Source organism: Salinigranum sp. (assembly GCF_041641895.1).
Taxonomy (GTDB): Archaea; Halobacteriota; Halobacteria; order Halobacteriales; family Haloferacaceae; genus Salinigranum.
Map to the genome: position 1 here is coordinate 24,756 of NZ_JBEPXO010000025.1, position 17,761 is coordinate 42,516.

Consider the following 17,761-nt stretch of genomic DNA (forward strand, 5'->3'; position numbering starts at 1 on the left):
ACGGAGCGGGTCGGAGAAGGAGACGACGGGCTCTACTCGGGCGCGCGTTCGAGCAACCGACGGTAGCGGTCGACGGTCGCCGTGTCGAGGAAGACGCCCTCGACTTCGAGGGAGTCCCGGTCGGAGGCGTCGAACGCCTCGACCAGCCGTCTCGCCTGTGCCACCTCGTCCTCGGGCGGCGTGAACGCCTCGTTGATGACGCCGACCTGTGCCGGGTGGATGGCGGTCATCCCGACGAACCCCGTGGCGCGGGCCCGCTCGGCGACCCGACGGAGCCCGTCCTCGTCGCCGATGTCGAGGTGGACGGACGCGACGGGGTCGACGCCGGCCATCGCGGCGTACTCGACGGTGAGCAGTTCGAGCCGTTTTCTGACCCGGTCCGGCGTCCCGGGCGACCCGATGGCCTTGCAGTAGTCCGCGAAGCCGAACGCGAGGCTCTCGACGCCCGTCTCGCGACAGGCCGCGGCGATCTCCGAACCGGCGTGCATCCCCGTCGGCGTCTCCACGGTCACACGGAGCGGCGGCGGGTCGTCGGTGAGTGCCGCGAGCGCCGCCCACGCCTCGCGGACGTCGCGGCCGGATTCGACCATCGGGAGCGCCACCGCGTCGGCTCCGGCCTCGACGGCCGTCGCGAGGTCGTCCGGGAAGTCGTCGGTGCCCCGACCGTTGACCCGGACGGCGACTTCGCGGTCCACGTCGAGGTCGGGGAGGAACGCCCGCAGGTTCTCGCGGGCCGCCTCCCGACGCGAGGGGTGGACGGCGTCCTCGAGGTCGAAGATGAACGCGTCGGCGTCGGTCCCGACCGCCTTCCGAAGCATCTCGACGTCGTCGGCGGGGGTGAACAGCGCGGACCGGCGCGGGCGAGTGGTGTCCGCCATCTACTCGTACTCCGCGAGCAGTTCGCGCTCGATGCGTTCGACGGGGTGGTAACAGGCGGCCTCGTGGTCGCCGTCCTGGTAGGTCGTTCGCTCGGGCTCGGCGCTCCGACACTCGTCGGTGGCCTTCGGACAGCGCGGCGCGAAGTTACACCCTGTCGGGAGGTTCACCGGGTTCGGCGGCTCGCCCGGGAGCAACACCCGCTGTCGCTTCTCGGTCGGGTCGGCGTTCGGCGACGCCGACAGGAGCGACGCGGCGTACGGATGCTTCGGGTTCTGGACGATCTCTTCGGTCCGCCCGAGTTCGACGATGCGCCCGAGATACATCACGGCGAGTCGGTCGCTGATCTGTGAGAGGCTCGCCAGGTCGTGGGAGATGTAGACGATGCCGATGTCGCGCTCGTCGGCCATCTGGCGCAGGATGTTGAGGATGCTGGCCTTCAGCGAGACGTCGAGCATCGACGCCGGTTCGTCGCAGATGAGCAGTTCGGGGTCGAGGACGAGCGCGCGCGCGATGGCGACGCGCTGTCGCTCCCCGCCCGACAGCTGGTGTGGGTAGTCGTCGAGGTACTTCTCCGGCGGGTTGAGCCCGACGTCGGAGACCGTCTTTCGGACCGTCTCCTCGATGTTGTCGCGCTCGCGCCCCTGAATCTTCAGCGGTTCCGCCACCGCGGCACGGACGGTCTGTCTGGGGTTCAGCGAGTCGAACGGGTCCTGGAAGATGAACTGCACCTTCGAGCGGAACTCCTTCGTCCCGCCGTCGAGGTACTCGTCGACGCTGGTCCCGCGGAAGCTGATGCTCCCGGCCGTCCGGGGCTGGAGGACGGAGATGACCTCCCCGAGCGTCGACTTGCCGCAGCCGGACTCGCCGGCGACCCCGACCACCTCGTTCTCGCGGACGTCCATGTCCACCTCGTTGACCGCCTTGACGTAGTTGGGGTCCCGCCCCCGGAGCTGGTCGATGATTCCCTGTGTCTGTGTGAACCACTTCGAGAGGTCGTCGGTCTCGAGGACGGTGTCGCCGGCGTGGCGACCCTCGCCGCGTTCGACGAACTCGAGTCCCCACGTCTCGGGTTCGGTCGCCTCGGCGCGGAACCGTTCGACGCGGTCGGTGTGGTAGCAGGCCGACCGCTGGTCCTCGACGGGCTCGATGGGCGGGTGTCCGTTCTCGCACTCGTCGGTCGCGAAGGGACACCGGTTCCGGAACACGCAGCCGGTCGGCTCCTCCGTGAGGTCGGGGAGCGACCCCGGGATGGAGATGGCCTGGTGGTCGAAGTCGTCGATGTCCGGGAACGAGTTCTTCAGCCCCATCGTGTAGGGGTTGGTCGGGTGCTTCAGGACGTGTCGGGTCGCCCCCTGCTCCATCACCTTCCCGCCGTACAGGACGGAGACGTCGTCACAGGTCTCGGCCACGACGCCGATGTCGTGGGTGATCAACAGCAACGAACTGTCGATTTCCTCTTGGATCTCCATCAGTTTGTGGATGATCTTGTCCTGGACGATGACGTCCAATCCCGTGGTGGGTTCGTCGGCGATGATGAGGTCCGGGTCGAGGACGAGCGCCATGGCGATGGTGACGCGCTGGCGCATCCCGCCGGAGAACTGGTGGGGGTAGTCCGTCGTCCGCTCGGGGTCGAGGCCGACGATTTCGAACACCTCGGCCACGCGCTCGCGGGCCTCGGCCTTCGAGACGTCACGATGGGTCGTGATGGCCTGTCTGATCTGCTTCCCCACAGTCATGACGGGGTCGAGCGAGTCCATCGCGCTCTGCGGGATGTACGAGATTCGTTGCCAGCGGACGTCTCGCCACTCCTTCTCGGAGAGGTCGAGGAGGTCCTGGCCGTCGAACCGCACGGTGCCGGAGTCGATGCGGGCGTTGTCGTCGAGCAGCCCGAGGATCGAGTGAGCGATGGTCGACTTGCCACACCCGGACTCGCCGACGAGTCCGTAGTTGTCGCCGCCGTCGACCGAGAAGGAGACGCCGTTGACCGCGTGGACGTCGTCCTCGGACGTCTTGTACCTGATTCGTAGGTCTTCGACTTCGAGTAGACTCATACTAGTCTTCACTCCGTAGTTCGGGGTTGACGACCTCCTCGAACGCGCGGCCGACGAGGAACACCGACGTCGTCACCGCCGCGATACCGATGGCCGGTGGGAGCACCCACCACCACGCCTCGCGCATCCCGCCCGACTCGAACACCTGCTGGAGCATCCGGCCCCAGGAGGTGGCCGTCGGGTCGCCGAAGCCGAGGAAGGCGAGCGACGCCTGGCCCGCGATGGCCCAGGAGACGGCGTAGGCGGTGTAGAGGAAGCCGACGCCGATGACGTTCGGCGCGACGTGTAAGAACATCGTTCGACCGTGCCCCGCACCGGCGGCACGGGCGGACTTCACGAACGTCCGCTCGCGGACGGTCATCACCTCCGACCGGATGACCCGCGCGGGCATCTTCCAGAAGAACGCGACGATGACCGCCGTGATGAGGACGATATTCGGCTGGACGAACGTCAGGACCAGAAGCGCCATCGGCAGGAACGGCAGCGCGAACGTCAGGTCGGTCAGGCGCATCAGCACCTCGTCGACCCGCCCGCCGAAGTAGCCGCTCGTCAGTCCCACGAGGAAGCCGACGACCCCCGTGCCGACGCCGCCGAAGAAGCCGACGATGAACGTCGGGCGCGCGCCGGCGAGGAACTGGCTCAACACGTCCTTGCCGAACGTCGTCGTGCCGAGCGGTGCCGCGCTGTTGGGCGGGACCATCCGCATCATCTGTCCGTCCTCGTTCTCCATCGTGTGCTCGATGGGCTCGTGTGGGGCCAGCGCCGGCCCGAACAGCCCGAGGAACAGGAAGGCGGCGAGGACGACGATGCCGACCTTCGCGGCGTCGTCCTCGAGCACGACGGCCATGACGTTCTTCGCCCGCGTGAGGTTCTCCGAGGCCCGCTCTTTCAGTTCGCTCCGGTCGACCGAGACGACCGACAGCAGCGACATCAGACGTCACCTCCCTCGACCGTCGGGTCGACTTTCGCGTACAGCACGTCCGCGAGGAGGTTCATCACGATGACCGCGAACGCCATGATGAAGATGGCGGCCTGGACCGTCGGGTAGTCCTTCTGGTTGATGGCCAGCACGAGCGCGCGGCCGATGCCCGGCCACGCGAACACCACCTCGAGCGTGATGACGCCCTGGAACATCATGCCCAGCCGGAGCGCGAAGTAGGTCAACAGCGGGAGCATCGAGTTCCGGCCGGCCCGGGCGAGCTGTCCCATCTCCGAGAGCCCCTTCGCGCGGTGGAGCGTGAGGAACGCCGACCCCTTCCGCTCGACGACCGAGTTGCGTGCGAGCATCAGGAAGTCACCGCTGTAGTAGAGAACGGTCGCGAGGAACGGCAGGAAGTAGTGCATCGCGAAGTCCGGGTGGAGATACGTCTCGACGAACCCCTCGGGGTTCGCGACCGGACTCCGCATCCCGAACGCGGGGAGGAGGTCGAGCTGGTACGAGAAGATGATGAGGAAGAAGATGCCCGTGACGAACACCGGCGTCGACCGGAAAAAGGTCGTGACGACGATGCTCAGCTGCTCGAACGACGACCCGCGGTTCCAGCCCGCGTACGAGCCGAGCGCCGAACTGACGATGGCCGTCACGATGAGCGCCGGCACCAGGAGGATCATCGTGTTGAGCAGTCGCGGGAAGATGATCTCGCTCACCGGGCGACTCTGTGCGATAGAGAACCCGAAGTTGAGCGTCAGGAGGCTCTGGACGTACTTGATGTACTGGACGTAGATGGGTTCGTCGAGGCCGTACTGGACGCGCAACGCCTGGACCTGCTCCTGGGTGAGCCCTCCGGAGGCGATGAGCGAACTGAACGGGTCCCCCGGGAGCAGCCGGAGCGTGAGGAAGATGATGGAGACGGAGACCAGCGTCAGGGCTATCGAGATGGCGACCCGTTTGACGAGGAAGCGTCTGAAACTCATGTGGTACTGAAAGTCGGTTCTCTACTCGTTCAGGAGAAGTCGGGCTGGTCCAGGTCGGACCGGTCCGCGTGCCCGTCCTCGACCCGGGCGGCGAACGCGTCCCAGGCGTCACCCGACGGCGCCACGAGCGTGTCGCCGTCGAAGGTGTATCCGGCCTGCTGGAGCCGCTGTTTGCCCTGCTCGGGGTTGTACTCGTACGTCGGGATGTCGCCGGTGTAGAACGGGCTCATCATCGGTGAGATGAGGTTCTGTCCCTCGATGACCGTCGCGCGGCCGCCGAGGACGCCCTGGACGAACCCTTCCTTGTCGACCGAGTGGCTCAGCGCCTTGCGGAACTCCTTGTCCCGGATGAGCGGATTGATGTGGTTGATGTGGACGTCCAGCGGCGCGTAGTTCTTCGACACCTGCTTCTCGACGCCGCTCGTCGACGCGGCGCGGTCGGCCTGGTCGTTCGAGAGCGTCGTCCCGATGGCGTCGATGTCGCCGCTCTGCATCGCCCCGATGAGCGCGTCGACGTTGCCGACGTTGGCCCAGACGATGCCGTCGATGCCGTCCCCCGACGTGAAGTACTCGCCCAGCAGCTCCTCGCGGACGGACTCGTCCCACATCCAGTGGTCCGGGTTCTTCTCGACGGCGAAGCGGGTCCCCTGCTCCCAGCTGGAGAACTGGAACGGCCCCGTGCCGACGGGGTTCTCCGGGTTGTGCTGGGCCGGGTTGTCGACGTTCTCCCACTTGTGCTTCGGGAGGATGACGCTGCGGACCATCCGCTGGGTCAGGAAGGCGGCGTCGGGCCGCTTCAGGTTGAACCGGACCGCACCGCCACCGCTCTCGGAGATGACCTCCACGCTCTCGATGGGCTCGTAGAACGGCCCCATCTCGGGGGAGTTGTACTCTTTGAACAGTTCGACGCTGAACTTGACGTCGTCGGGCCCGAACGCCTCGCCGTCGTGCCACTGGACGCCCTCGCGGAGCTGAACCTCGACGGTCGTCTCGTCGGCGACGGTGGCGTCCGTCGCCAGCGCCGGGACGATTTCCAGCTGCGGCGAGGCGTCGAACAGCCCGTCGTAGAGGTTCGTGAGGCGCTTCGCCTCGGGGCCACCGCCGGCCCACGCGATGTTCAGGCCGCCCATCGACGCCAGGACGCCTTTGACCCACGTGCTCGAGTCGCCGGTGGGCTGGAGGTTCACCTGCGTCCAGATGAACGAGTCGCGGTTGGTCCCGTTGCCGGGCATTGGGACGTACCCCTCCCAGTTGGCGGTGTTGCCCGCCATGATGACGTCGGTGAACGCGATGGAGAGGATGTAGGCGTCCTCGCTCGCCTTCCGCTGAATCTCGTGACACAGCTCGACGCGACGCTCCTGGTCCTGAATCTCGGTCGCCTGCTGCTCGAGCAGTTCCGTGATTTCGGGGTTGTTGTAGTTGTAGTAGTTCCCTCCCGTCCGCGGATGCATCCGCATCAGGAACGGGTTGGGGTCGAGTCCACGCTGGGGGTCCGGCCCGTGGGTGTTCATCGACACCGAGACGGTGTGCCCCGTGTCGGCCGCCCAGTACTCGTCGTACATGACGTTCGTCGGGACGTCGTCGAGCGCCACCGGGACGCCGACGTCGGTGAACGCGCGCTGGATCATCAGCGCGTGTTCGCGCATCCACGGCTCCTCGTCCGACGCGAAGTTGACCGTAATCTCGGGGACTGCCGCGCCCTCGGTCACCGTGTACTCGAACGGGATGTTGTCGTTGTTCTTCGTCTCGATAGGCCACTCCCCGCGGAACATCGTCTGGACGTTCCGGCCGTCGCCGCCGCCACCGCTGCTTCCGCTTCCACCGCCACCGTTACCACTGCCGCCACCGTCGCCGCTCCCGCCGTCGCCGCCACTGCCGCCACCGCCGCCACCGTTTTGCCCACCGCAGCCAGCGAGACCAGCCGCGCCCAGTGCTGCCGTCGTCACCAACATCCGTCGGCGCGAGAGCCCCGACCCATGCCTGTTATTATCATTCTGCATCGTACGTAACCCCCCGAACCACTAGGCACATATAAACGTTTTTAAAAATAGTGAACAATAACCGGAGTAAACATTCATTTATCTCGCCCACTCGCGGAGCGGAATCTACCTGACGAGCGCCGAAACCCCCACGAAACGACCGATTCGTGCTCGTCAATCGAAGAGACGTTCGCGTTGACGGCCCTGCGGGACCACCACTTTTGCGACACGCGCACCACGCCCGGCCCATGGCCACCGACATCGCCGTCGTCAGCGACACCCACGTCCCGGGTCGGGAAGCCGAGGTACCCGCGTGGGTCCGCGAGCGCGTCCGCAGCGCCGACCACACCATCCACGCCGGAGACTTCGACGCCCCCGAGACTGCCAGCCTCGTCGAGGACCTCGCACGGGACCTGACCGCCGTCGCGGGCAACGTCGACCCGCCGTCGGTCGACCGTCCGGACGTCACCACCTGCCGGATAGAGGCGGTGACGTTCGTCGTCGCCCACGGCACCGGACCGCACGCCTCGTGGCCCGAACGGGTTCGGGGGGTCGTCGGGGAGACGGTCGACTCGGTCGAGAACGTCGTCGGCGTCGCCGGCCACACCCACACGCCCACCGACGTCGTGGTCGACGGCGTGCGACTGCTCAACCCGGGGAGCGCGACGGGCGCACGCCCGGCGACGCGGACGACGATGCTCACCGTCACCGTCGACGGCGACACCGTCGACGTCACGGTGCACGAGGAGTGACGCCGCACGCATCACGCGCCGCTTTTTAGCCCCGCCCCGAATCGAACCAGTATGGAACTGTTCGCCGTCCCCGACCTCCCCGAGGTGACGCCGGGCGACGACCTCGCCGACCTCGTGGGTGCGCGGATCGACCTCGCACCCGACGACGTCGTCTGTGTCGCCTCGACGGTCGTCTCGAAGGCCGAGGGTCGCGTCCGGTCGCTCGACGACTTCCCCGCGGGGCCGCGAGCGCGAGAGGTCGCCGCCCGCCTCGAGTCGGCCACGGGCGAGGAGAAGGACCCGCGGTTCGCTCAGGCGGTCTTGGAGGAGTCGACGGACCTCCTGATAGAGGCGCCGTTCCTCCTCACCGAGACGCGGTTCGGCCACGTCAGCGTCAACGCCGGCATCGACCGCTCGAACGTCCCCGGCGGGGACCTCCTCCTCCTGCCGAAGCGGCCCACGGCGTCGGCCGAGCGCCTCCGGGCGGGCCTCGCCGCCGACCGCGTCGTCGTCACCGACACCTGCGGGCGACCGTTCCGGCACGGACAGCGCGGCGTCGCCGTCGGCTGGGCCGGCCTCCCCGCCTCCCGGGACTGGCGCGGCGAGCGTGACCGCGAGGGCCGCGAACTCACCGCGACGGTCGAGAGCGTCGTCGACGAACTCGCCGCCGCGTCGAACCTCGTCGCCGGGGAGGGAGCGGGCGGGACGCCTGTGGTCGTGGTCCGCGACTTCGACTTCGGCGACCACGCGGGGAGCGACGAACTCTTCCGCGACGTCGACGGCGACTACGTGCGACAGGCGCTCCGCGAGTGGCGCTACGAGGGGTAGCCCAACCTGGCTCGTCGTGACCGCCGACGCGCGAGACGAGCCTCGTGCCGGGGGGGTGTGCGCGGCGAGGACCCAGCGGAGAGGCGGGCTCGGCAGGTGGTCAGTCCGACTCGAGCAGCCGGTCGACGACGAGCACCGTCCCGCCGACGAGGAGCCAGAGGGACGGGACGGCGACCAGCAGGACGACCCAGTGGGGAACCGGCGTCGACGGGACGGTACCGTGCAGTAAGACCGGTCGGAGGAGCAGTCCGACGAACGGTGGGACGGACGGGGTCAGCATGGAGCGTTCGGGCGTCGGACTCAGGTGTGCTCCGCCGTCCCCGCGTTCCCGTCCGCGAGTCCCGTGCGGTAGACGTAGTACCCTGCGGCGACGAGCAGCAGGCTGACCACCAGCCAGTGCGGGTTGTACTGGCCACCGGCACTCAGAGGCTGGTGGAGGCCCAGGAGCATGTGGTCGACGACGACGTCGTACACGTCGAAGGCGCCGAGGCCGATGAGGGCCGCGCCGGCCAGTGGACGTATCGACAGCGGAGCGGCGGTCCGCCGTTCCGACTGCCAGAGGAGTCCCGCACCGACGCACGTGACGACGAGCATGCCGAGCGAGAAGAGCCCGTCCGCGAGGACGTTCGTTTGGAGTCCGGCGAGCGTGTCCATCGGGTACAACCCGGAGACGAGGTGGTGCCACTGGAGGACCTGGTGCAGGACGAGGACGTCGACCAGTCCGCTGAACCCGAACCCGAACACGCCCGCTGCCAGGAGGGCTCGTCGAGTCACCGTTGTCGACCCGGAGGACGGCTGTTCGTTCATTGTCACGACGTACGGGCCGAAACCGGTGGTGCTGCTGCTTGCGCTCGCAAGAGTTCGTGGAGAGCGCCCGTCTCGGTCGCGTCGGGCGGGACGCGTCTCCGGTCGCTGTCGGTCCGCCCCCTCGCCGTCGTCGGTGTGGACGTGCACAGCCGGCGGCCGGTTCGGCGCGGGAGCCGTCTTCCGGGGGGACGTCACCCGGGGCGGCGTGGCGGGGAATCGACGGGCCGGTTTCGAGAGCGGGCACCCTTGCCGGTATGTCGAGCGTTCAAACCCGGCGCGTCCTGAGGACCGCGTATGCAACGAGACACGCGACGGGCGGCGGCCGACGGAGGCGACGTGTGATGTTCGGCATCGAACTCACCCCCGAACACCCCGTGGACGACGTCGTCGACCTCGGCGTACAGGCCGAATCGGAGGGGTACGACACCGTCTTCGTCTCCGCTCACTACAACAACCGCGACCCGTTCGCCGTCCTGGCGCGGCTGGCGAACGAGACGGACACAGTGCGCCTGGGACCGGGCGTCGTGAACCCGTACGAGCGTCACCCGGTGACGCTCGCCTCGCAGGCGGCGACGGTCGACGAGGCGTCCGGAGGGCGGGCCGTCTTCGGCATCGGACCGGGCGACCCCTCGACGCTGACGAACCTCGGACTCGCCGAGGAACGCGGCCTGCGCTCGGTCCTGGAGGCGTTCAAGGTCGCCCAGCGGCTCTGGGACGGCGAGCGCGTCTCCCACGACGGGACGTTCACCTGCGAGGACGCCGGACTGAACTTCGACGTCTCCGGCGAGATTCCCGTCTACGTCGGCGGTGAGGGACCACACATGTGCCGGATGGCGGGGAAACACGCCGACGGACTGCTGTTCAACGGCTCACATCCCGACGACCTCGCGTGGGCACGGGAACAGGTCGAGCGGGGGATGGCGGACCGCCCCGCCGAGCGCGGCGAGTTCGACCTCGCGGCGTACGCCAGCGTCTCCGTCGCGGAGGACCGCGACGCCGCACGGGAGGCCGCACGTCCACCCGTGGCGTTCATCGCTGCCGGCGCAGCCCCACCGGTGCTGGACAGACACGGCGTCGACCACGACGTCGCAGAAGCCATCGGTGAGCGGATCAGCGCCGGCGAGTTCTCCGCGGCGTTCGACCGCGTCACGCCGGCGATGGTCGACGCGTTCTGTATGGCCGGAACGGTCGACGAGGTAGCGGACCGGATGGCTCGGGTGAGAGAACACGCGGACAGTCTGGTGGTCGGGTCGCCGCTCGGGCCGCAGGTCGAAGAAGCGATTACTCTCGCCGCTGCGGCGCACGACCGATAGCGCCGCTGTCACCGCCGCCTCCGAGCCCACCGCCGACGGCGTCGACGAGCGCCCCGAGCGCGAGGTAGCCGAGGGCGGCGATGGCGAACGTCGTCAGCGCGCCGCCGATGAGGAAGGAGACGAACGCCAGCGGGTCCGACAGCGCGACCCGCGTGATGAAGATGACGACGAGTTCGAAGACGCTCCCGATGAGTCGGGCGAGGAAGTCCACGAGTGTGACCATAGTCGGGCGTTGGCACGGGGGGTACTTGTGTGTTCAGGTCCCGCACTCGGCGACGGAGAGTCGCGTGAGGGGCGGCCGTGAGACTCGGGTAGGCGGCGGCCGCGAGGGGGACTGAGTTCGCGAGCAGTGACACGGTCGACCGCCGGTCGACGGGCAGGCTGGAACCGGGACTCAGAGGGCCTGCACGGCCGTGACGACGTCGTCGAGCGAGGGAGCGTCGAACCAGTCGAAGTCGGTGTAGCCGTTCGTCCCGGCGGTGTAGACGTCCGAGACGGTCTCGACCACCGCGGCCGGGAGCGGGTCCGGCGACTCCTCACACAGGCCCCGCCAGTCGGCGACGCCCTGCTCCCGTGCCTCGGCCTTGGCCGCGCTCACGGCGTCGACCCAGTCGGGGTCCGTCCGCCTGTAGTACTGTCTGACGACCTCCTTCGAGAGTTCCTGGCCGCCGTAGGAGAAGCGGTTCTCGTCGAACGTGCCGACCACGTCGGCGACTTTCAGGGTACCGTCGTCGTACACCACCTCGATCTTGCCGTCCTCGTGGGTGAAGCCGGTCTGTTCGGCGCGCATCGTCACGACGGCGTTCACGCTCAGCGCCAGTTCTTCGAGGCGGTCGAGGTCCGCCTGCCCCGCGACGGCGTCCGCCTCCGCCCACGAGAGGTAGCGGTCCTGCTCCTCGTACTTCGTCGAGAACTCGACGATGGGGTCGGGGAGGTCCACCGTCTCGTCGGGCCACTCCTCGACGTCGAGACCGAACTCGCTCGGCGAGCGCCGACGCCGGAGCGACGACCCCTCGGGCACGGTGTTGCGGAAGACGATCTCGAGCGGGACGACGTAGCCGTCGCCTGCCGCGGCGTGGTACGCCTCGTAGTCGTAGGCCTCACCGTCGCGGGGCAGGTCCGGCACCCGGGCGAGGTCGATGGCCATCGTCCGCGGCGGCGTCCGACACTCGCCGAGGTCCCTCGGCTCCGTCTCGGCCGGGTCGTCGCCCGCCTCGTACACGCCCCGGTAGTGGGTCGGGACGTGGTTCACGTCGAGGAGTTCGAAGTTGGCCGCACCCATCGTACAGAGCGCCGCACCCTTCTCGGGGATCTGGTCGGGCATCCGCCCCCAGTCGAAGACCGAGTAGTCGTCGGTGAAGTAGAAGCGCCCCCGGCCGAGTTCGCCGTCGTGCGGTTCCCTGTCGACGTGTATCTCCTTGACGCTGGTCATACCCGTGTGCGGGCGGGCCGCCGGGAAGTATCTTTCAATTTCGCGCGTCTCGACTGTGTTCCGTCGCCGTCAGCGTCTCCACCTCGACTCGTTCGACGTGGAGGGTGTCGGCGAAGAGGTCGCCGTAGACGACCGTGATTCGGTAGGTCCCGTTCGGGGCGCGGACGTACTCGAACCGGTCGAACTCCTGGGGGAGCGAGGACCACTTCCCGGCCGGGACGCCGTACGAACCGTTCTCGATGGCCCACTCGACTGGGTTTCTGACCTCCGTCGAGAGGTCCTTCAGCGCCACGACGGACGCGTCGTCCGGTGGCTCTCCCTCTGTCGCCCGAATCCCGTACGTCGCCAGCCCGTATCCACCACTCTCCTCGTACGAGACGCGGTAGTAGGTGTCGTTCTTCCGAACGTAGTCGTGTGTGCGGAACGGGTCGGCCGCGTCCCGGTCGACGTACTCGTCGCCGACGTACGGCGACTCCAGAGCGGAGTCGTCGACGAACTGAACCGTCCCGTCGAGTGCGCGGTCGAACGCGCGCTTTTGCGTCGACGACAGCGCTGTGTAGTCGACAGTGTCGTTCGCGGTCGGAGCGCCCGAGCGGGCCGTCGTGGTCGTCTCGGGTGAGGTCGGCGATGACGTCGACGTCGCGGTGGGAGTCGGAGACGGCGACGGCTGTCCGGCCGTCGTGGGCGCGGGGGGAGTCGTCGGAGCGGGCGAGCTGCCGCCGGGGGCGCCGCTGCACCCGGCGGCCACGACGGAGGTGACCACGAGGAGGGCGAGGAACGGGCGGCGGGCCATGTCGACCCGTCCCGAGCAGGGCGGCATATGTCTTCTGTGGTCGTCAGGGGAGACGGACGGCTTTTGGCCGGCGCGCGTCTGTGTCACAGTATGGACGGCGCGCGCGACGAGAACCGGACGGAGACCGACGCCGCACTCGCCGACGTCGCCGACGCCCTCGTCGAAGGCCGCGGCGCGGTGGCGCTCACGGGCGCCGGGGTGTCGACGGCGTCGGGCGTCCCCAGTTTCCGGGGCGAGGGCGGCATCTGGGAGACGGCGTTCGACCCGAACGACTTCCACTACTCCCGGTTCCTCCGCGATCCCGCGGGGTTCTGGGAGGAGCGACTCAGGCTGCAGGAGACGATGTTCCCCGGCGAGATCGAACCGAACCCCGCTCACCACGCGCTGGTCGCGCTGGAGGAACGCGGCGTCCTCGACGGCGTCGTGACGCAGAACACCGACGGCCTCCACCGCGTGGCGGGCCAGCAAACCCTCGCCGAGATTCACGGCAACGCCGCACGCGTCGAGTGTCAGTCCTGTGGGGCGACCGACGATGCAGACCCCGCCTTCGACCGGGTGCGCGACGGCGACACTCCCCCGCGGTGTGACTGTGGCGGCGTCTACAAGCCGGACGTGGTCCTCTTCGGCGAGAACCTCGACCCCGAGACGCTCGGCCGCGCGGAGGACCTCGCGATGGGAGCCGAGACGATTCTCGCCGTCGGCACCTCCCTGCAGGTGAACCCGGCCGCGTCGCTCGCCGGCCTGGGCGACCGACTCGTCGTCGTCAACTTCGACGAGACGGCCTACTCCGCCCGTGCGGACTACGACCTCCGCGCGGACGTGACGGACGTCCTTCCCCGACTCGTCGGCCTCGTCGACGAGCGGCTCTGAGCCGACCGGCCGTCCCGCGTCTCAGCCGTCGACGCGGACGACCGCCCCGCCGTCGAGGCCGTCGGCCGCCGCGTAGCCCGAGAGTTCGAGCGTCAGGTCGAACGCCGCCCGAAGGTTCTGGAGCACGTCCGCGACGCCCGTCTCACCGGCGAGCGTGAGCCCGTAACAGTACGGCCGTCCGACGAGGACGGCGTCGGCCCCGAGCGCGAGGGCCCGGAAGACGTCCGCGCCGGTTCGGACCCCGCTGTCGAACAGGACGGGCACCCGCTCGTCGACCGCCTCGGCGACGGAGGGGAGCGCGTCCAGCGCCGCGAGTGCACCGTCGACCTGCCGTCCGCCGTGGTTCGAGACGACAACGCCGTCGGCCGCTTCGGCCGCGCGTGCCGCGTCGTCGGGGTGGAGGACGCCCTTGAGGTAGACCGGGAGCGATGTCTGTCCGCGGAGCCACGCGACGTCGTCCCACTCGAGGCTCGCGTCGCCGAGGCAGTCGGTCACCGCGGCCGCGAGTTCGGCGTCCGTCGGGTCCTCCCCGACTCGCTCGCGGACGACCGGGTCCGACGCGTAGTTCGCGAGGCCGTGACCGTGGTCGAACGGGACGTACCCCGCGGCGAGTTCGCGGGTCCGCCACCCCGTCACGGGCGTGTCGACCGTGAGGACGAGCGCCGAGTAGCCCGCGGCCGCCGCGCGGCGCACCATGCTCGCCGTCACCTCCCGGCCGGACCAGTACACCTGGAACCACCGCACCGGGTCCGCGACCGGTCCGTCCATCCCCGCGGACCCGTCCGACCCGTCCACCCCGTCGGGCCCGTCCGAGACAGCCGAAGCGGCCGCGTCCTGTGCCCGTGCGGCGGCCTCGAGCGACACCGACGAGACGGTGCTGAGACACAGCGCCGTCCCCGTCTTCCCGGCCGCGCGAGCGGTCGCTTCCTCCGCGGCGTCGTCGTACAGCGACTGCATCCCGATGGGGGCACAGACGAGCGGGTGGGTCAGTCGCTCGGCACCGACGGTCACCCGGTGGTCGCGGGTCGAGGTGTCCCGGAGGACGCGCGGTCGAATCCGCCACCGGTCGAACGCGCGGCGGTTCGCCCGCAGGCCCTCTTCGGTCTCCGCGCCGCCGACGAGGTACGCCCGCGGGCCCGGATCGAGTGCCGCCGTCGCTCGCTCTGCGAGCCGCTCGGGGTCGAGCGGAACCGACGACCCCGCGTCGAGGACGTCCTGCTTGCGGCTGGTGCCGTCCATGCGTGGGCCACCGCGTCGGGGGGCATAAGTGGTTGGCGTCCGCCCGCGGCGTCCCCGACCGTCCCACTTTTCACTCCGTAGCGACTCCCACAGAGCATGCCAGCAGGGCACGACACATCCGGTCCCGACCCGTCGGACGTGCGGTTCGAACACGTCCCGGAGACGGACCAGTCGTTCGAGAACGCCCTGACGAAGGCGCGGGCGGGCGAGCGCCTCGACGTCGACGACGGCGTCGAACTCCTCACGACGGGGACCGACAGCGACGGCATCGACCCCGTCCGGAAGGAACTGGTCCTCGAGGCGGCCGACCGGCGTCGGGCCGACGTCGTCGGCGAGGATGTCACCTTCGTCGCCAACCTCAACAACAACGTCACGACCGCCTGCAACACCGGCTGTCTGTTCTGCAACTTCAAGGACACCGCCCACCAGTTCGAGACCGGTAGCGGGGACCACGCGGGCTTCACCAAGACGCCCGCGGAGTCCCGCCGCATCGTCGAGGAGACGCTCGGCCTCGGCATCTCAGAGGTGTGTTCGGTGTCGGGGCTACACCCCGCGTTCGCGCTCGACGACGAACACCACGAGATACTCGCGTCGTACGACCGACCCGCCCAGACGGTCAACTACAAGCCGCCCGAGCGGTACGAGGTCGACCCCGGCACCTACCTCGAACAGATGCGAGCGATGAGCGTCGGCGACGTCCACCTCCACTCGATGACGCCCGAAGAGGCCTACCACGCGAAACGGGGGACCGACTGGTCGTACGAGTCCGTCTACCGGAGACTGCGGGAGGCCGGACTCGACTCCGCCCCCGGTACCGCGGCCGAGATTCTCGTCGACGAGGTGCGCGACGTCATCTGTCCCGGGAAGATCGACTCACAGGGCTGGGTCGACGCGATGGAGGGAGCGATGCGGGCGGGGCTGGACGTCACGGCGACCATCATGTACGGCCACGTCGAGAACGAGATGCACCGGGTGATGCACCTCGACGCGGTCCGCGACCTGCAGGACTCGATGGGGGGCATCAGGGAGTTCGTGCCCCTGTCGTTCGTCCACCAGAACACGCCGCTGTACCGGCGGGGCGTCGTCGACGGCGGCGCGAGCGACGCCGAGGACGAACTCATAATCGCCGTCTCGCGTCTCTACCTCGACAACGTCGACAACGTCCAGTCGTCGTGGGTGAAGTACGGCAACGCGAAGGCGCTCAAACTGCTCAACTGCGGCGCGAACGATCTCATGGGGACCATCCTCTCCGAGGAGATTACGAAACGCGCCGGCGGCGAATACGGCGAGTTCCGCTCGGTCGCCGACTACGTCGACATGACGTCGGCCATCGGCCGGCCGCTGGTCGAACGGTCGACCGACTACCGACGGCGCCACCGGGTCGACCCCGACGACCCGCCGTTCGGTCCCCACCTCGGTCCCCGCGCGGACGGGACGCCGCTTTTGAACCGTCCGTCGCGGGGCGCGACGGCGGCCGACGACTGACGTCGCAGACGCCGGAGCAACAGCTATCTGGAATCCCCACGTGGTGCACGACGGATGAGCGAACCGGGCCGTCGCCCACCGCAGGTGCTCTGTGTCGTCCCGCCGGAACGTGCAGGGGCGGTCACCACTGTGACCGCCGAGACGGCTCTCAGCCCCGCGGTCAGCACCGTCGAAGCCGTCGCCGGACTCGAGGAGACGCTCGACTCGCCGGCCGTGGTCGACTGCGTCGTGACGGCGTACGACCTCCCGGACGGCACGGCGACGGACGTCCGTGACGCCCTCGCCGGACGTCGCCTCGACGTCCCGGTGGTGTTGCTCGTCGAACCGACCGAGGGGCGCGTGCCGGTCGAAGCCCTCTCCGGGGCGTTCTCGGCGTCCGTCCCGACCAGTGACGGCGTTCCGCCACGGGAGACCCTGAGCGACGCGCTCGAAGCAGCCGTCGCCGGCGCCGGGCAGTTGTCCCGGGGAGACCTGGACGACTGGCAGACGGACGCGTCGAAGGCGAACGTCCTGACGCAACTGTTCGAGAAGCTTCCCCTCCACGTCTTCGTCAAGGACCACACGGGGCGCATCGTCTTCGTCACGGAGGGACCCGTCGACGAGCGTCTCCACCCGCTCGCGAAGGAGTTCCGTGGGAAACGAGACATCGACGGCGTCGTGCCGCTCGAGGAGGCCATCGACTCGTACGTCGACGACCTCTGGGTCGTCGAGACGGGCGAGTCACTCGTCGACAAGGAGGAGTTCTTCGCCTCGTCGGGCCGGTGGTTCCTGACGTCGAAGGTCCCACTGCACGACGAGGACGACGAGGTGGTCGGCCTGCTCGGCGTCGCGCGCGAGGTCACCGACCGCAAGGAGCGTGAACGACAACTCGCGGCGCTCAGTCACCTCGTGAGGCACAACCTCAGGACCGACGTGAACATCGTCAAGGGCTGGGCCGAACGACTCCTCGACGAGGTCGACCCACCGCTCACAGCGCAGACCGAGCGTATCGTCCACGCGGCGGAGCGGCTCCACTCGACCATCGACAATCAGCAGGACCTCGTCGACGTGGTGACCGAGCGGTCCCCACCGGCGACAGTCGACGCCGTGGAGGTCGTCCGGAGCGTGCTCGCGGAGGCGGCCGACCAGTACCCCGGCGTCCGCTTCGAACACACCGCCCCCGACACCGCGCCCGTCCGCGCCAGCGAGCGGCTCGGTCGGGCCCTCGGCGAACTCGTGGAGAACAGCGTGGTCCACAACCCACGCGAGGACCCCCTCGTCGCCGTGTCGATCGACGAAGAGGAGGACGTCGTCCGTATCAGCGTCGCGGACAACGCACCTCCCATCTCCGCGACCGAGGTCGCAATCCTGACCGGCGACCGACAGATAGACTCCCTCTACCACAGCACGGGTCTCGGCCTCTGGCTTGTCAACTGGGTCGTCAGGCGCTCCGGCGGGGAG

General features: G+C 68.9%; 17 protein-coding genes. 6 read left to right on the top strand and 11 right to left on the bottom strand.

Annotation, left to right across the window (positions count from 1 at the left end):
• Positions 1 to 32: 32 nt before the first annotated feature.
• The 5 genes from ACESK5_RS07400 to ACESK5_RS07420 are packed head-to-tail and all read right to left on the bottom strand — an operon-like array spanning position 33 to position 6,796.
• The gene (locus ACESK5_RS07400) at positions 33 to 878 is read right to left on the bottom strand and encodes a CoA ester lyase (RefSeq protein WP_372910912.1); all 846 of its coding nucleotides are present in this window, start codon (positions 876 to 878) and stop codon (positions 33 to 35) included.
• The gene (locus ACESK5_RS07405) at positions 879 to 2,930 is read right to left on the bottom strand and encodes a dipeptide ABC transporter ATP-binding protein (protein WP_372910913.1); all 2,052 of its coding nucleotides are present in this window, start codon (positions 2,928 to 2,930) and stop codon (positions 879 to 881) included.
• 1 nt (position 2,931) lies between these two features.
• Positions 2,932 to 3,852: an ABC transporter permease gene (locus tag ACESK5_RS07410; protein ID WP_372910928.1), complete on the bottom strand. Its 921-nt coding sequence runs from the start codon at positions 3,850 to 3,852 to the stop codon at positions 2,932 to 2,934.
• 8 nt (positions 3,853 to 3,860) lie between these two features.
• Complete coding sequence (locus tag ACESK5_RS07415) at positions 3,861 to 4,844, bottom strand: ABC transporter permease (RefSeq protein ID WP_372910914.1); 984 nt, start codon at positions 4,842 to 4,844, stop codon at positions 3,861 to 3,863.
• 29 nt (positions 4,845 to 4,873) lie between these two features.
• Positions 4,874 to 6,796, bottom strand: a complete 1,923-nt coding sequence (locus tag ACESK5_RS07420) for an ABC transporter substrate-binding protein (protein WP_372910929.1) — start codon at positions 6,794 to 6,796, stop codon at positions 4,874 to 4,876.
• Positions 6,797 to 7,071: 275 nt separating this feature from the next.
• On the opposite strand from ACESK5_RS07420, the gene ACESK5_RS07425 reads away from it, so the two are divergent.
• Both ACESK5_RS07425 and ACESK5_RS07430 read left to right on the top strand, forming a co-directional pair.
• On the top strand, positions 7,072 to 7,575 hold the full coding sequence (locus ACESK5_RS07425; RefSeq protein ID WP_372910915.1) for a metallophosphoesterase family protein: 504 nt from the start codon (positions 7,072 to 7,074) through the stop codon (positions 7,573 to 7,575).
• Positions 7,576 to 7,626: 51 nt separating this feature from the next.
• Complete coding sequence (locus ACESK5_RS07430; RefSeq protein ID WP_372910916.1) at positions 7,627 to 8,382, top strand: coenzyme F420-0:L-glutamate ligase; 756 nt, start codon at positions 7,627 to 7,629, stop codon at positions 8,380 to 8,382.
• 100 nt (positions 8,383 to 8,482) lie between these two features.
• Here the strand turns inward: ACESK5_RS07430 and ACESK5_RS07435 are convergent, their stop codons facing one another.
• A complete protein-coding gene (locus tag ACESK5_RS07435) occupies positions 8,483 to 8,662 on the bottom strand; it encodes a hypothetical protein (RefSeq protein WP_372910917.1) in 180 nt (59 codons plus the stop codon).
• Between the two features lie 20 nt (positions 8,663 to 8,682).
• Entirely contained in the window at positions 8,683 to 9,126 is a 444-nt protein-coding gene (locus tag ACESK5_RS07440; RefSeq protein WP_372910930.1) for a DUF2243 domain-containing protein, read from the bottom strand.
• Between the two features lie 404 nt (positions 9,127 to 9,530).
• Here ACESK5_RS07440 and ACESK5_RS07445 point away from each other — a divergent pair, with 404 nt between their 5' ends.
• On the top strand, positions 9,531 to 10,502 hold the full coding sequence (locus tag ACESK5_RS07445) for a 5,10-methylenetetrahydromethanopterin reductase (RefSeq protein ID WP_372910918.1): 972 nt from the start codon (positions 9,531 to 9,533) through the stop codon (positions 10,500 to 10,502).
• Here the strand turns inward: ACESK5_RS07445 and ACESK5_RS07450 are convergent.
• The 3 genes from ACESK5_RS07450 to ACESK5_RS07460 all read right to left on the bottom strand — a co-directional run bounded on the left by ACESK5_RS07450 (position 10,471) and on the right by ACESK5_RS07460 (position 12,727).
• A complete protein-coding gene (locus ACESK5_RS07450) occupies positions 10,471 to 10,725 on the bottom strand; it encodes a hypothetical protein (RefSeq protein ID WP_372910919.1) in 255 nt (84 codons plus the stop codon). The two genes, ACESK5_RS07445 and ACESK5_RS07450, sit on opposite strands and share 32 nt — an antisense overlap.
• A gap of 171 nt (positions 10,726 to 10,896) precedes the next feature.
• Positions 10,897 to 11,934, bottom strand: coding sequence for a phosphoribosylaminoimidazolesuccinocarboxamide synthase (locus tag ACESK5_RS07455; protein WP_372910920.1), 1,038 nt, complete (start codon positions 11,932 to 11,934; stop codon positions 10,897 to 10,899).
• A 34-nt stretch (positions 11,935 to 11,968) separates the two neighbouring features.
• A complete protein-coding gene (locus ACESK5_RS07460; RefSeq protein ID WP_372910921.1) occupies positions 11,969 to 12,727 on the bottom strand; it encodes a hypothetical protein in 759 nt (252 codons plus the stop codon).
• A gap of 90 nt (positions 12,728 to 12,817) precedes the next feature.
• On the opposite strand from ACESK5_RS07460, the gene ACESK5_RS07465 reads away from it, so the two are divergent.
• The gene (locus tag ACESK5_RS07465; RefSeq protein WP_372910922.1) at positions 12,818 to 13,597 is read left to right on the top strand and encodes a Sir2 family NAD-dependent protein deacetylase; all 780 of its coding nucleotides are present in this window, start codon (positions 12,818 to 12,820) and stop codon (positions 13,595 to 13,597) included.
• A gap of 21 nt (positions 13,598 to 13,618) precedes the next feature.
• On the opposite strand, the gene ACESK5_RS07470 is transcribed toward ACESK5_RS07465, so the two are convergent.
• Positions 13,619 to 14,836: an alpha-hydroxy-acid oxidizing protein gene (locus ACESK5_RS07470; protein ID WP_372910923.1), complete on the bottom strand. Its 1,218-nt coding sequence runs from the start codon at positions 14,834 to 14,836 to the stop codon at positions 13,619 to 13,621.
• Between the two features lie 96 nt (positions 14,837 to 14,932).
• On the opposite strand from ACESK5_RS07470, the gene cofH reads away from it, so the two are divergent.
• Together cofH and ACESK5_RS07480 are read left to right on the top strand one after the other, a co-directional pair.
• On the top strand, positions 14,933 to 16,321 hold the full coding sequence (gene cofH / locus ACESK5_RS07475) for a 7,8-didemethyl-8-hydroxy-5-deazariboflavin synthase subunit CofH (protein ID WP_372910924.1): 1,389 nt from the start codon (positions 14,933 to 14,935) through the stop codon (positions 16,319 to 16,321).
• Between the two features lie 54 nt (positions 16,322 to 16,375).
• The coding region (locus ACESK5_RS07480) for a PAS domain-containing protein (RefSeq protein ID WP_372910925.1) at positions 16,376 to 17,761 on the top strand (1,386 nt) is incomplete at its 3' end.